Genomic DNA, 15,171 nt, shown 5'->3' on the forward strand with positions numbered 1-15,171 from the left:
CCGGAAAGATTTGAAAAAGATCTATTTTCCGAAGAGCTCCATCAGGGAATTTTTATAAGCATCTCCAATCTGAAGTTTCAGAAAAGAGTGATCTTCCGTAGGAATTGTAGTGATAATTTCGTTGGTTGAAAATATCTTAATGGATGACAGTGCAATAATCTCTTTTTTGTTGACCTGAGCAAAATCTTTTGCAGGAAGCATTTCCAGAAGGTTTTTAAAATTCAGATTTTTTAGTACAATAGTAGTTCCGTCACTGAGGATAATATCTTTGTCTCTGCTATCAATTTCAGAGGTTTTGATGTAGGAAATCTGTTCTGTGAATATAACCGTTTTTCCAATATTCGTATTCCACTCGATAAAAGTTTTTTTAGGGGTGTTTTCTACCAGTTCTTTAGCTTTTTCGAAGGCTTGAATCAATCTTTCTTTTTTGATGGGTTTTCTCACATAATCCACTACATTCAAATCGAAAGCTTCGGCTGCATATTCTTTATAAGCTGTTGTAAAAATGATTTTTTTAGAACCTGAGATAATCTCAGCCACCTGAAGACCTGTCATTCCGGGCATTTCAATATCCAGAATACACAGATTACAGTCGAGGCTGTCTATTTCATTCAGAAAGATTTTAGGATCATTGAATGCTTTTACCACTTCTACATTCTCAATCTGCTCGCATAGAAGTTTTAAATAGCTGATGGCCAGCAATTCATCATCCAGAATAACGCATTTTATCATAGAATTCTCCTAAATTGATTTTTAATTCTGCAGTAAAGATTCCATTTTTTGAGCTTCTTTCCAGCTGATAATAGGTGCTGTAGATCATTTTAAGCCTTTGATCAAAAGACTGGCTTCCAAAACCGCTTTTCTCTTTTTCCAGAATATTTTTCAGAGAAGCTTTATTGCTGACTTTCATAGTGAAAATTCCACCTTCAAGCTCCATATAAATAGAAATGAAAGAGTCCTGAGCAAGGAAATCTGTATGTTTGAAGGCATTTTCAATAAGATCCACAGAGATCAGCGGAGCAAATACCTTCTCTTCATACAAAGCATCCAATTTATTAATCTTTGATTTGATTCTGAAGTCAAAAAGTGGATTGATCTTGATTTTATTAATCTCAATAAGGCTTAAAGCAAAACTAAGCTCTTCTTTCGGGCTTACATACTTATTGTTGCTTTCGTATAAAATATAATCCAGCACATTCGCCAGCTTATCCAGTGACATATAGGTCTGATAGGCATGAGACTGTACTGAATTCAGAATGTTTTTAAACAAATGAGGATTCAGCTTTGTGCCAATATGTTCCAGACGAACTTCATTCAGACGCTGCTCAATAAGTTTATTGGTTTCTGTTAGTTTAGTATTTCTCTGTTTCAGCTTTTGATTCTGGCTAAAAAGATAAATGCTGACTGTCAGAAACAGGAAAATGGCAAAAACTCCGATGAATATCAGATAATCATGAATCATGTAGTAATTGCCGTCCATAGCTTGTGGTTATTGAAAACTATTTAAGTTTTTTAAGACCGTTTACCGTCACGGCTTCTTCACACTTTTCAAAAGTGATTTCGTAAGACGGATTTTTTTCAGGATAAGTGATAAGATAATCCGGACATGGTTTTTTCTGTGCATGGCTACGGTCAAAGTCTACTTTTCCGTTGGTAATGATGCTGTCTTTTATAAATTTCTCATCAATCTTGTAGGTCGTCATTGCATTTTTAGCCTCTTCAGAATATTTGAATTCTTTGGAAAGACTTTCAGCAATCACACGGCTGTTCGGTAAATATCCGCTGCAACTTGCCCCTTTTTTGTTTAAAATAAAAAATACGATCAAAAGCCCCGGAACGAAGCCTATTGCATAAAATTTCAGTTTTTTCATTAGAAAATTAAAAGATTGATATCGTGGTACGTAAGTCCGAAACGGTCGCAGATGATCTTTTTGGTATGTCTTCCTTTGTACATATATAAGCTCTGCTTCATTTCGTTTTTGCGGATCAGCATGTTTTCAAAGCCGCCCTCTTCGTCATAATTTAAAATATAGGAAAGGAAGAAATTCGAGATGGCCTTGGTGGTGGTTCTCGGCATTCTTGAGGTAAGGTTTGGAAGTCCGCAATGGATAACACCGTGTTTGATGATGTAAGGATCTTCCATGGTTGTTAATTCGGAAGTTTCAATCACTTTACCATTATCTATCGTGATATCAATGATGACACTGCCTTTTTTCATTTTCATGACCATATCTTCAGTAACGATAGGCGTCATGTTTAATCTTGGAAGAGCTCCGATTACTACATCAGCACGTCTTAAACTTTTGCTGAGTTCTTTAGGATCAATAATAGAAGTGGGTACACGGCTGTCAACAATCGTATGAAGCCTTCTAAGCTTTGATAAAGAGTTATCGAAAACCTTTACACTGGCTCCTAAACCAATGGCTGCTTTTGTAGCAAATTCTCCCACAATTCCAGCGCCAAGGATCACAACTTCTGCAGGTCTTACTCCTGTAATTCCTCCAAGCATTAAACCATTTGATAAGGCTAATAATTCAGAGGCATATAAAATAGAAACGGTTCCTGCAATTTCACCGACTAATCTTACCAAAGCCAATTGCTTGTATTCATCAACGATAAATTCAAAAGCGATGGCATTTATTTTTTTCTCTGCAAGCTTTAAGAAATAATCTTTATCTCTGAGATTAATCTGAAGTGCAGAAACCAGATATGTATTCGGTTTCATGTACTCAATTTCATCTTCTGTAGGAGGATTCACCTTCAGGATAAGATCCTGCCCGAAAGCTTCTTTAGGATCATTGGTGATCTTCGCTCCAGATTCCGAATATTGTAAATCTGTAAAGAATGAACCTTCTCCGGCCCCTGCTTCAATTATGATCTCATGGCCGTGCTCTACCAACACCTGTACGGCGTCGGGAGTAATGCAGGTTCTCCTTTCGTTGAGACAGGTTTCTTTAGGAATTCCAATACTGAATTGTTTTCCTTTTTTTATAACATCCAATTTTTCCTCTTTCGGCATTAATTCTTCTTCTGTGAAAGGAGTAAAAATATTTGTACTCATCCTTAAATTAAATTATGTCTTACAGATTGTTTTTTACACTCAATTAATGAGCAAAGATACATAATATTTAATCGAATGAAATTTCTCTGTTTTCACCCGTATTCACTATGCTCATTGTATGGTAGTTAAGGCCGTAAAGCTCCTCTTCATAGACTTCCGGCCATTCGATGATGCACAAATAAGAGTTATCCAGGTATTCTTCAATTCCGATATCATACACTTCTTCAATGTTTTTCAGACGGTAAAGATCAAAATGATAAACTTTTCCTTTTTCTGTATTGTATTCATTCACAATAGAATACGTAGGAGAGTTTACTTCATCTTTGCTGCCCATGTTTTTAAGCAGAAATTGTGTGAAAGTAGTTTTACCTGCTCCCAGATTTCCTTTTAATAAAAGAATATTATGTTTTAATTGAGGAATGATGCTGTCAACAACTTCCTGCCAGTCTTCGATTGTATTGATAGTGAACTGCATATACTAATTTGTTTTGCAAAAATAATGATTTATGAGTTTTTAATGAGAGATTAGAAGATAGAAATTAATAATTATAGGCTGGAAGCCAGACGCCAGAAGTTGGATTCTAAATGAGCCCTTTTAAACCTCAAATACTCTCTAACCCTCAAACCTCCCGACTCTCAAACTCCGAAACTCTTCCAACTTCTCCATAAAATTACTTAATTTTACAGCATGATTTCCAAACAGACCATTGATAAGATATTCTCCACAATCCGCGTTGAAGAGATTGTGGGTGAATACGTGCAGTTGAAAAGAGCAGGGTCTAACTTTAAAGGACTCAGTCCGTTTCATGAAGAAAAGTCTCCAAGTTTTGTTGTTTCACCAAGCAAACAGATCTGGAAAGACTTTTCAACAGGAAAAGGGGGAACAGCGATCTCTTTCCTTATGGAAATTGAAAATTTCACTTACCCTGAGGCACTTCGCCACGCTGCCAAAAAGTACGGAATTGAAATTGAAGAAGATCAGCGTGAAATTTCTGAGGAAGCAAAAAATGCCCAGACAGAAAAAGATCTTTTATATAAGATTCATGAGGTTGCCAACACTTATTTCCAGGAGATTCTTTGGGATGATCATGAAGGGAGGAGCATTGGACTTTCTTATTTCAAAGAAAGAGAGTTGAAAGATGATATTATCAAGAAGTTTCAGCTTGGGTATTCTCCTGAGAAAAAGAATGCTTTTACAACTTATGCTCTGGAAAAAGGATATACGAAAGAAATTCTTGAAAGGTCGGGGCTTTCTATTTTTCCTGAAAATACTCCGGCAGGTGTTGACCGTTTTAGAGAAAGGGTAATTTTCCCTATTCATAGTTTTTCCGGCAGAGTTTTAGGTTTTGGAGCAAGGATTCTGAAGAATAATGTCAAAACTGCGAAATATCTCAACTCACCGGAAACGGAGATTTATCATAAATCCAATGTTCTTTACGGATTAAACCAGAGTAAGCAGGCTATTTCCAGAAAAAATGGCTGTCTTTTGGTGGAAGGGTATATGGATGTGATTTCACTTCATATGTCCGGAATTGAAAATGTAGTAGCAAGTTCCGGAACGTCTTTGACAACAGAGCAGATCAAGCTGATTAAAAGGCTTACAGAAAACGTAACCATTCTTTTTGATGGTGATAATGCCGGGATTAAAGCCAGTTTCCGAAGTATTGATATGCTTCTGACCGAAGGAATGAATATCCGTGTTTTACTTTTTCCTGATGGAGACGACCCGGATTCCTTTGCCAGAAAACATCCGCAGGAATACGTTGAAAAGTACATCGAAAATGAAGCGATGGATTTCATCGACTTTAAGGCGGAAATTCTGTTAAGAGATATCGGAAATGATCCTATCAAAAAGGCAGAAGCCATAAGGGACATTGTAAAATCGGTTTCCTTTGTACAGAATGCCCTGAAAAGAGAGGTTTATCTTAAAGAAGTTTCCAACAAGTTCGGACTTTCCGAGCAGAGTCTATTCAATGAACTGGATGTTCAGAAACAGATCACACAGAATCAGACCCATCATGTTCAGCAGCAGCAGAAGGAAAAAACAGCTGCTCCCAAGATGGAGGTTGTACCTTTGGATCAGGAAAAAGAAGATCCTTTTCTCTATGATGTATTGTTCATGGAGAACAAACTTGTTGAACACATGCTGGCATTTGGAGATATTATTCTGAAACGTAGAAATGAACAGGGGGAAGAATATCAGATTACAGTCATTGAGGAAATTCTTCATCATTTTGAAGAAGAACAATATGCATTTTTAGTCAAAGGTAATGAAATCATTATCACTCAGGTAAGGGAAGGGATTCAGAAAGATGAGCTGAGAAGTGGAAACTTTTTTGTATCTTTTATGGACGAAGAAATTACTACTAAGGTTGTAGATGCTCTGATCCCGTTGGATGAGCTTGAAAACTGGGCTTCCAGAAATATTTATCCTCCCAATTATGGTGATAAAGTGGCAGATCAGATTAAGGGAGATGTTTTGCTGCATAAATACAGATATATTGACTATCTGATTAAGGAAACGGCTAAAGAGCTTGATCATTACAGCAATACGGATGAGGTAAAATATTATGAGCTGATCAAAAAGATTACATTGTTAAAGCAGGCTTCTATCCGATTGAATAATATTATCGAGTATTCACCTATTAAAGGGATTTATGTAGATAGGAAAAGATAATTTGACGTCAGATTTTTGGGTATTCTGTGACAAAAAGTCCTATAAAATTTTAGGAATAAATATTGTAATTTAAACTTCGAGAATATTTAAAAAATAATACATAATAGAAATATGGACATTAAAAAAGAATTCAGAGATTTCTCTGTAAAACATTTAGGAAACAACGGTTTGGTTACCGATCAGTATATGGGAATGTATGGGCCTACGAATCTTACTCCGTACATCATGGAAGAAAGAAGATTAAACGTTGCTCAAATGGACGTATTCTCCCGTCTGATGATGGACAGAATTATCTTCCTTGGAACAGGTATTGATGATCAGGTAGCAAATATTGTTACGGCACAGCTTTTATTCCTAGAAAGTGCTGATCCTTCAAAAGATATTCAGATCTATATCAACTCTCCTGGTGGAAGTGTATATGCAGGTTTAGGTATTTATGATACCATGCAGATCATTAAGCCGGACGTAGCAACAATCTGTACAGGTATGGCTGCTTCAATGGGAGCGGTATTATTGGTTGCCGGAGAAAAAGGAAAACGTTCTGCGCTTAAGCACTCAAGAGTAATGATTCACCAGCCTTCAGGAGGTGCTCAGGGAGTTGCTTCTGATATGGAGATCAACTTGAGAGAGATGTTGAAATTGAAGCAGGAGCTTTATGAAATCATCGGTCATCACTCAGGACAAACATATGAGTGGGTAGAAAAATCTTCTGACAGAGATTACTGGATGACTTCTGAAGAAGCTAAAGGTTACGGAATGGTAGATGAGGTTTTACAAAGATCTACTGAGAAAAAATAATTGATGGTAACATCATCAGAAACCGCACCAGATAGGTGCGGTTTTTTTTGTTGGATTATAATATTGTAATCACTCATTTTAATTTATTTACCATATGCTTAGATTCCTACGGAATGAGACAATTGGAATGATGGTTTATGCATGCAGTTTGTCATTCCTCAGAAATCCACCCATAATAATCCAAGAATAGATGTGAGAGAAAAATTACAATCCCAATCAAAGTTTCAACTGAAGACGTAAGAATTCCCCTCCTCTGGAGGGGTGTTAAAAATTCTTTGAATTTTTGACGGGGTGGTCTTCAACAGTATATTTTACCCACATCCTCACAAAAAAGCGCCTCATGGCACTTTTTCTATTTCTTAACAATCTTATGGATCGTCGTATTTTCAGATGTTTTAATCTCCACAAAATAAACTCCTGAGTTTAAAGAATGAATATCAATCTTAGTAACCTGAGAAGTCATTATCTTCTGTCCTGTCACAGAATAAATATTCACTTCTTTCAGTTTCTCAGTCGTTTCAATCTGAATAAAATCACTTGCCGGGTTTGGATAAACACTGAATTTTTTCTTTGTAACTGAAGACACTCCTAACGTTAGCTGTGCTTCGGTTGGAGTAAATGGCCTTCTTTGTCCAAAGCTCAATCCAAGCCAGTCATTATTGTTTAGTTGGATCTGAGAAAGATTGGTTTTCGCTTGCCAGCTTGACAAATCTTTTCCCTTATACAATTTCCAGCTGTCTGATCCCGAAGTATTTCCAGTAAATGAATTCAATGCTAAATTAGCAATCTGATTGTTTGCTGATGTGAAGTTAAAATAAGAAGCTTGAGACTGAATCAGTTGTAACGCCTGTTCAGCTGTTATATTTCCGTTATATTTAATTCCAAAAACAAAAGAATTGGCATTTCCGTTGGCATTATCAGTTCCGAAATCAATAACGACAAGACTTTTATTAGTTCCGTTTCCCAACCAGTTAGTAACCTGAGATGGAGTAAGCCAAGCAGAACTGTAGGCTGGAACGGGAGGAGAGGGAGGAATATCATAATGATCAAGGCCGTATGTAACCCCATACCATTTTCCGTCCACCAAAGGAGTATAGCCTACACCATTGTTCCATGTCATGTTTGATGAACTGGATCCAGACCATGTTATCCAGCTGTCATCAGTAGTGGATGTGTGATGATTATAATTCAGAATAGAAAGATATCCTGTAGGAATGTCAACCTGCATTTTGGATTCTGCTGCCACAATTGCATTGATAAGATCTTCCATCATCAGGCCATCGCCGTCAAAACGATATCCCCATGCATAAGAATTGGGAGTGCTGTCATCATTAAAATCTGCAATGAAATACGCTTTTTTAGAACCTGTTCCTACCCAAAATTTAATGTCGTTTTCTGTGAATTGGGCTGACAATAGCTGCATGCAAAGCAGTAAGAAAAAAAGATAGATTTTCCTCATGATATAATTAATTTAAAGTTTTATTCCCGAAACTTATCTTCAGAGGAGAAATAATTCTTTCTCTGAATCTGGTGCTTTACGGCAGGTCTCCTGGCTCACATCTTACAGCTTCCTTCCCGGATTTTCAGGTCCAGTGGTATTTTTTGCGGTAAGTTTGAATAGTTTACAGTTGCGGGTACAGCTCAAGATTTGAATGGTATTCTCACCTGATTCCCTATTAATGAACATTGTTCAGCCCTAAAACGCTGCAAATATATCATATAAATTGGTGAGTCCGTTTTGCGAATTATTATTTTTTAAATATTCTTAAAAAGTTGATTTTCATATTGATTGGTTATTTAATCGGATTGTTGGTTTTTTATTTTTAAATCTGTTGTTTTTCTGTTTATCTTCTAATTATATTACCTGTTCCATTGTTAAAAAACAATTATCATTCTATTCAAGATCAGTTTACAATCAAGTTCTATTTTCGCAGCCATAAAATAGCATATGAAAAAATTACTATGGTCTGTGGGTATACTGGCTGTATTGGCATCATGTAAAAGTGATGACGATACCACAATGATTAATCAGGATATCAATTATTCCAAACTCCCTCAGGAATTTCCATTTACAAAACTGGCTACAATAAACGGTGTGGATGTTATTAACGGTGGCTTTGGTTCCGGAGCTGCGGCTCATCCTACCAGAAAAGGCGAATTCTATGTCATTACGGATAGAGGTCCTAATACTGACTTCCAGAATGGGAAAAAGTTTCTTGCTCCTAATTTTACTCCAACCATTATGCATTTTAAAATCAATGCTGACGGAAATGTAGAGGTAATCAAATATATTAAACTTAAAAATCCATCCGGACAACCTATTACAGGACTGCCAAATCCTGTAGGAATGGGAAGTACAGGAGAAATTGCTTATGATGCTTCCGGGAATGTCTTAGGTACTGATCAGTATGGCCTTGACAGTGAAAGTATTGTTGCAGCTGCTGACGGCACATTCTGGGTTTCTGATGAATATGGCCCACACATCGTACATTATAGTGCTGATGGAATGGAGATGGAAAGAATAAGCCCTGTTGGCATAAATACAGGACCAAGAAAACTGCCTGCTGTTTTAGCCAAAAGAAGAGCAAACAGAGGAATGGAAGGACTTTGTATCACTCCGGATGGAAGAACATTGGTAGGTACTATACAATCCATGATGTTTGTTCCTAGTAAAGCGTTGGCTACCAATACTACTTTAACGAGAATTGTCACTTTTGATATTATTACAGGGCAAACCAAGCAGTTTTTATACAAGCAGGATGGTGGAGCTTCTGACTCGGTATGTGATATTACAGCCATTAACAACAATGAATTTCTGGTGATAGAAAGAGATGGAAATTTCGGTTCTCAGGGAGGAATCAAAAAAGTATACAGAATCAACCTGAGCAATGCTTCCGATGTGAACGGAGCAGATATTACAGCGGTGGACGGGATGAAAATTAACGGAAAAGCTTTAGAACAATGTTCATGGGATGAAATTACCAATGCCGGAATAAAAGCTGTTACCAAAATATTAGCAGTAGACCTGGTAGCAAAACTGGGTTATGAACATGATAAATTTGAGGGAATTGTTTATTTGGGAAATAATAAACTGGCTGTTTTCAATGATGATGACTTTGGAGTAGTGGATGATGGAAACGGAAATCCCAAAGCTAAAATTTTACCTAAAACGGGTAAAGTAGACAAAGGAACAATGTATGTAGTTGATATTCAATAATTAGATTTTTTTTAACGAAAAAAGCGGCGGAATCGAAGATTCCGCCGCTTTTTATTGAATGATATAAAAATCCTTTATATTAATTAAAAGCTTCAATAATCTTAGAGAAATCCTCTAATTTCAAAGCTGCTCCTCCGATAAGACCACCGTCGATATCCGGCTGAGAGAAAATTTCTTTAGCATTGTCTGGTTTTACAGAACCTCCGTAAAGGATTGAAACCTCGTCAGCAACTTCCTGTCCGTATTTTGAAGCGATAATATTTCTGATGTGAGCGTGGATTTCCTGAGCCTGCTCCGGACTTGCGGTTTCTCCTGTTCCGATAGCCCAAACCGGTTCGTAAGCAATTACTACTTTTTTGATCTCTTCAGCAGAAAGCGTGAAAAGAGCTACTTCAGTCTGATTTTTTACTACCTCAAGGTGTTGTCCTGCTTTTCTCTGCTCAAGAGTTTCTCCATTACAGTAAACAGGAATAAGACCTTTATCAAGAGCTAATTTGATTTTTCTGTTACAGTGAGAATCTGTTTCTCCGTGATATTGTCTTCTTTCAGAATGTCCGATTAGTGAACCGGTTGCATCAATAGATTCCAGCATATCTGCAGAAATTTCACCAGTATAGGCGCCGCTTTCATACTCGCTCATATCCTGAGAAAATACTCCGATTTCATCCTTTTCAAAAACATCTTTTGCCATCATCAAATACAATGCAGGTGGAGCAATCCAAACCTCACAGTTCGTAGCATTGTTGTTTTTATAGCTTAGTAACTGAATCATTAATTGTTGTGCATCAATTACATTTTTGTTCATTTTCCAGTTTCCTGCAACTATTTTTCTTCTCATAAGATTTAAATATAGATTTATTTATTTTTTAATTTTTCTTTTTGGATAATCTGCGAGACTCCTTATTTAGTAATTCCTTCCAGTTTAAACATGAAAGCATATACCAACGCTACATCCTTCAGATAATCAAACCTTCCGGAAGCACCACCATGCCCATAGTCCATATCTGTTTTTAATAACAGTACATTTTTGTCCGTTTTCATATCTCTTAGCTTGGCAACCCATTTCGCAGGCTCAAAATATTGTACCTGAGAGTCGTGTAATCCTGTTGTTACCAAAAGATTCGGATAGTTTTTCTTCTCTATATTTTCATATGGAGAATAAGATTTCATATAAAAATAAGCTTCCTTATTATTGGGATTTCCCCATTCATCATACTCATTGGTAGTGAGTGGAATACTAGTATCTAACATTGTATTCACCACGTCTACAAATGGAACCTGTGAAATAACTCCATTCCATAAATTAGGACTCATATTAGCTATGGCACCCATCAATAAACCACCCGCACTTCCTCCCTGAGCGTAAAGATGCTTAGGTGAAGTATATTTTTCTTTAACCAGATATTCCCCGGAATCGATGAAGTCGGTAAATGTGTTTTTCTTTTTCATCATTTTTCCGTCTTCATACCACTGTCTTCCCATTTCCTGACCTCCGCGGATATGGGCAATTGCAAAAGCAAAGCCTCTGTTCAAAAGGCTCAGTCTGGTGCTGCTGAAACTGGCATCCATAGAACTTCCGTAAGAACCGTAAGCGTAGAGTAGAAGTGGGTTGTTTCCATCTTTTTTGAACCCTTTTTTATAAACAATGGAGATTGGAATTTTCGTTCCGTCTTTTGCTGTGGCAAAAAGTCTTTCCGTTGTATAATTGTCTTTATTGTAACCTCCCAAAACTTCCTGTTGTTTTAAAAGAACTCGTTTTCCGGTTTTTAAATCCTGCTCATACTGAGAACTTGGTGTAATCATAGAAGTATACCCAAAACGGAAATTATCCGTATTATATTCGGGGTTATCCAGTGAATAAACAGTATAAGTTGGTTCATCAAATTTTAGAAACTCCTTTTTTCCTGTTTTTCTATCATAAATTACCAGTTGGGAAAGTCCGTTTTGTCTTTCACTGAATATCAGATAATTTTTAAATGCAGTAACATCCTCCATCAGAACATCTTTTCTGTGCGGAATAAAATCCTTCCAGTTTTCAACTCCCGTTTTATCTAAAGGAGTTTCTACAATCTTAAAGTTAAGAGCATCTTTATTGGTTGTTACCAAAAATTTATCTTCAAGTGAAGTTACATCATAAAGTACATTATTTATTCTAGGCTGAAAAATTTTGAAATTTCCGTTAGGATCATTAGCATCCAGATATCTGGTTTCAGAAGAGGTCGTAGCACGGGAATCGATCAGGATAAACTTATTGTTTTTTGTTCTTCCTACACTGATATAGTTGGTTTTATCTTTTTCTTCATATACCAGAATATCTTTACTGGAATCTGTTCCCAGAGCGTGTCTGAAAATTTTTTCTGTTAAAAGAGTCTCAGGATTTTTTGAAGTATAGAAAATAGTTTTGTTATCATTGGCCCATGTTGCAGAACCTGTTGTATTTTTAATACCAAGATCCGTGATTTTCCCTGTAGAAAGATCTTTTAAGAATAGCTTGTACTGCCTTCTGGAAACATCATCCACTCCGTAGATCATTTTGGTATTGTCCAGGCTGATGCTGAAACCTGCAGCCGAATAGTATGGATGACCTTCTGCCATTTTATCTACATCCAGAAGAACTTCTTCCGGAGCAGTAAGGCTGCCTTTCTTTCTGCAGTATTTAAAATACTGTTTCCCGGCCTCTGTACGGCTGTAATAGTAATATCCGTTCCTAAAAACAGGTACAGATTCGTCCTTTTCCTTGATTCTGGCTTTCATTTCCTGGAAAAGCTTTTCTCTGAAGGGTTCTGTGTCCTTCATCATACCTTCCCAATAGGCGTTTTCAGCCTTTAAATAATCAACAACTTTGGTGGAATCTTTTCCTTTTTTAAAATAATCAATCATCCAGTAATAAGGATCATTAACCTTATCACCATGGATTTCTCTGATATGTTCCTGCTTTTCTGCAACAGGAGTCTTCATATTGGGAAATGTCTGAGATTGAAATGTAGATGCACTCATTACTAATAGTCCTAGATAAATTTTTTTCATGGTATTTTTTTTGGCTTGGATCTGTTCTTAGGTTATAGTCCCCAAAGGTTTTTCAACAGTACGTAGAACGTATGTTCCTCTTCCGTTACTTTATTGTCAGCTTTGATCAGTGATTTTGCAAACTGAACAAATTTCACACGCTCGTCCTCTGTAGAATCTTCGTGGAAACATCTTGCATGGAATTCAAAATGATCTTTCCATTCTTCAGGCTGCAAAAGAGCCAATGTTTCAAGCTCGTTGTCAAGATTCATTCTGAAAGGAAATTCCTCCGCCATGTATTGCTGTACCAGCATTCCTTCTTCAGGAGCAAACTCTCCGTCTACAGAAGAAAGGATCATAAGTAAATGATAACCGGCGATTGATTTATTTGATTTTTGCATGAGTTGTTGTATGTTTAAGTTTAGTGTTTAGATTTGATAATTGATAATTAATTCACGATTATTTCTGGTCAAAGAAAGATCATTTATAATTAATTAACGTAGTCCTTTGCAGGCTGTTTGTCTATAATTTTTCCGTTTTCAAGAATCAGTACAAATGGGTTACTTCTCGCTATTGTTTTGATAGCAGTTCCATCCATCAGTACATTTTTGATGGTTTTAAAAGTATTAGGTTCTGTAGAAATTCCGTAGATAAGAGCACCTTTCTGTGCATTTATCTTCGTTTCCACTTTCTGAAGCAGGTCTGCAGGAACATCTTTTGGATGATATGAGAAAACAAGAACGGCTTTTGGAGCGTTGATGATTTCCTGGGTAACTTCCATACCTGTAGGATCTTCAATCTTGAACTTTACAATTTCAGATTTATAGCCTTCTTTGATCAGGACAGATTCATTCTTTCCGTCTTCAATTTTCCATGGAGAGCCTTCTGCCCAGTATTCTGTTTTTTTGATATAATCATCCTGATTTACTTTTACAACAGCTCCTGTCTTCTGATTTTTCAGCGTGTAGAAAGTCTTATATTCTGAAGGATTTTTATCAATTTTTGCTTTTTCAGCTTTAATGTCTGTTCCTATTTTATAATCACGGAAATCTATGATTGGTTCGTGCATAATTCCTTGAGCCATAACATAAATCATCCCTAAAGAAAAGACTGTTAAAAGGATATATTTAAATGTATTGGACGACTCTTTCTGAGTAATTCCGTACTCATCTTTTTTACGGAAATCTTTTCTGTACAGAACAAAAAGGATAATCAATCCCACAAGCAGTATAACATCCTTAAGGAAGCTCTGCCAAGGAGTGAATTTGATAGCATCTCCAAAACATCCACAGTCTGTTACAACATTGAAATACGCGGAATAAAACGTGAGAAATCCGAAGAAAATACAAAGCGCAATTAATATGGATAAGGTAAATTTGAGCTTTAATTTAAGCAGCAGCATAAATCCTAAGAAAAGCTCCAGTACCACTACAATAATGGAGAATAACAGGGCAAACTTTTCTAAAAAAGGCATGTTGAAAACCGGCGGTGCAAAATATTCTTCCATTTTGAAAGAAAAACCTACCAGATCCACGGCTTTTACAAAGCCTGAAAGGATAAAAATAACAGCAATAATAAAGCGTAATAAACCTTTGAGCATATTAAATATTTTTGGGTTCGAATTGATTTTCTTTTTCTGAGAATTTGATCAGACAGAAGACTGCATAATTCAGCATATCGAAATAGTTGGCATCAAGCCCTTCCGAAACGATTGTTTTTCCCTGATTGTCCTCAATCTGTTTAGTTCTTAATACTTTCTGATAAATAAGATCTGTAATTGAAGAGATTCTCATATCTCTCCATGCCTCACCATAATCATGGTTTTTTCTCTCCATCAAAGCCTTTGCTTCATTGGCATATTTGTCATAAAGTCCTAAAATTTCTTCTTTGTTTTCGTTGAAATCATTGGAAAGACCCTTCTCTAGCTGAATAAGCCCAATGATAGAATAGTTCACAATGGCGATAAATTCATCTTCCTCACTTTCATCCACCATTTTTTTATCAGTCATCTGCAGCGTACGGATCCTGTTGACTTTGATATAAATCTGATCGGTAATGGAACTCGGTCTTAAAACCCTCCATGCTGCACCATAATCCTGTAATTTTTTACCGAAAAGATCACGGCACTGACTGATAATTTTTTCGAACTGTACTGATGTTTTTAGCATAAATTTTCTTAATCTTCCAAATATACGAATTCAGTTTTAGATTTTTGAATTTGATGACCTGAGTTTGTGTGTGAGAAGGTTTGAAAGTGGGAGAGTTTGAGAGTTTCGGGATTCGAGTTATTGGGTTTGAGAGTAAGAGGGGGTTAGGGTTGTAGAGTAGGAGAGTGTGAAAGTGTAGGAGTTAAACTCATAATTTATAATTTCTTCTCATTAAAAACCCATAAATCACTAATTTTGCACTACA

At 36.5% G+C, this 15,171-nt stretch carries 14 protein-coding genes and 1 riboswitch; of the genes, 3 read left to right on the plus strand and 11 right to left on the minus strand.

Going from position 1 to position 15,171, the window contains the following annotated elements:
• Window positions 1-21 precede the first annotated feature (21 nt).
• From BUE84_RS06625 to tsaE, 5 genes are all read right to left on the minus strand, one after another.
• Window positions 22-732: a LytR/AlgR family response regulator transcription factor gene (locus tag BUE84_RS06625; RefSeq protein ID WP_079240952.1), complete on the minus strand. Its 711-nt coding sequence runs from the start codon at window positions 730-732 to the stop codon at window positions 22-24.
• The gene (locus tag BUE84_RS06630; RefSeq protein ID WP_079240953.1) at window positions 707-1,480 is read right to left on the minus strand and encodes a histidine kinase; all 774 of its coding nucleotides are present in this window, start codon (window positions 1,478-1,480) and stop codon (window positions 707-709) included. Before BUE84_RS06630 ends, BUE84_RS06625 begins: the two co-directional genes overlap by 26 nt.
• A 19-nt stretch (window positions 1,481-1,499) precedes the next feature.
• A complete protein-coding gene (locus BUE84_RS06635) occupies window positions 1,500-1,871 on the minus strand; it encodes a DUF4258 domain-containing protein (RefSeq protein WP_079240954.1) in 372 nt (123 codons plus the stop codon).
• Complete coding sequence (locus BUE84_RS06640) at window positions 1,871-3,061, minus strand: alanine dehydrogenase (RefSeq protein WP_079240955.1); 1,191 nt, start codon at window positions 3,059-3,061, stop codon at window positions 1,871-1,873. The genes BUE84_RS06635 and BUE84_RS06640 overlap by 1 nt, the downstream gene beginning before the upstream one ends.
• Before the next feature lie 67 nt (window positions 3,062-3,128).
• On the minus strand, window positions 3,129-3,536 hold the full coding sequence (gene tsaE, locus BUE84_RS06645) for a tRNA (adenosine(37)-N6)-threonylcarbamoyltransferase complex ATPase subunit type 1 TsaE (RefSeq protein ID WP_079240956.1): 408 nt from the start codon (window positions 3,534-3,536) through the stop codon (window positions 3,129-3,131).
• Window positions 3,537-3,749: 213 nt separating this feature from the next.
• Here tsaE and dnaG point away from each other — a divergent pair, with 213 nt between their 5' ends.
• Window positions 3,750-5,738, plus strand: a complete 1,989-nt coding sequence (gene dnaG, locus BUE84_RS06650) for a DNA primase (RefSeq protein ID WP_079240957.1) — start codon at window positions 3,750-3,752, stop codon at window positions 5,736-5,738.
• A 111-nt stretch (window positions 5,739-5,849) separates the two neighbouring features.
• Window positions 5,850-6,536: an ATP-dependent Clp endopeptidase proteolytic subunit ClpP gene (gene clpP / locus BUE84_RS06655; protein ID WP_027373257.1), complete on the plus strand. Its 687-nt coding sequence runs from the start codon at window positions 5,850-5,852 to the stop codon at window positions 6,534-6,536.
• Between the two features lie 352 nt (window positions 6,537-6,888).
• On the opposite strand, the gene BUE84_RS06660 is transcribed toward clpP, so the two are convergent.
• Window positions 6,889-7,995, minus strand: a complete 1,107-nt coding sequence (locus tag BUE84_RS06660) for a T9SS type A sorting domain-containing protein (protein WP_079240958.1) — start codon at window positions 7,993-7,995, stop codon at window positions 6,889-6,891.
• A 62-nt stretch (window positions 7,996-8,057) separates the two neighbouring features.
• Window positions 8,058-8,250, minus strand: a riboswitch (cobalamin riboswitch).
• 234 nt (window positions 8,251-8,484) lie between these two features.
• On the opposite strand from BUE84_RS06660, the gene BUE84_RS06665 reads away from it, so the two are divergent.
• Window positions 8,485-9,753 (plus strand): esterase-like activity of phytase family protein, encoded by a 1,269-nt coding sequence (locus BUE84_RS06665; protein WP_079240959.1) that lies wholly within the window; start codon window positions 8,485-8,487, stop codon window positions 9,751-9,753.
• 79 nt (window positions 9,754-9,832) lie between these two features.
• On the opposite strand, the gene tpiA is transcribed toward BUE84_RS06665, so the two are convergent.
• The 5 genes from tpiA to BUE84_RS06690 form a co-directional block, all read right to left on the minus strand.
• Window positions 9,833-10,591: a triose-phosphate isomerase gene (tpiA, locus tag BUE84_RS06670; protein WP_079240960.1), complete on the minus strand. Its 759-nt coding sequence runs from the start codon at window positions 10,589-10,591 to the stop codon at window positions 9,833-9,835.
• A gap of 62 nt (window positions 10,592-10,653) precedes the next feature.
• Entirely contained in the window at window positions 10,654-12,780 is a 2,127-nt protein-coding gene (locus BUE84_RS06675) for a S9 family peptidase (protein ID WP_079240961.1), read from the minus strand.
• A 32-nt stretch (window positions 12,781-12,812) separates the two neighbouring features.
• On the minus strand, window positions 12,813-13,160 hold the full coding sequence (locus tag BUE84_RS06680) for a TerB family tellurite resistance protein (protein ID WP_079240962.1): 348 nt from the start codon (window positions 13,158-13,160) through the stop codon (window positions 12,813-12,815).
• Window positions 13,161-13,249: 89 nt separating this feature from the next.
• Complete coding sequence (locus BUE84_RS06685) at window positions 13,250-14,359, minus strand: BT_3928 family protein (protein ID WP_079240963.1); 1,110 nt, start codon at window positions 14,357-14,359, stop codon at window positions 13,250-13,252.
• A gap of 1 nt (window position 14,360) precedes the next feature.
• Entirely contained in the window at window positions 14,361-14,927 is a 567-nt protein-coding gene (locus BUE84_RS06690) for a DUF1599 domain-containing protein (protein ID WP_047432572.1), read from the minus strand.
• Between the last annotated feature and the right edge of the window lie 244 nt (window positions 14,928-15,171).

The organism is Chryseobacterium indologenes (assembly GCF_002025665.1).
GTDB lineage: Bacteria > Bacteroidota > Bacteroidia > Flavobacteriales > Weeksellaceae > Chryseobacterium > Chryseobacterium metallicongregator.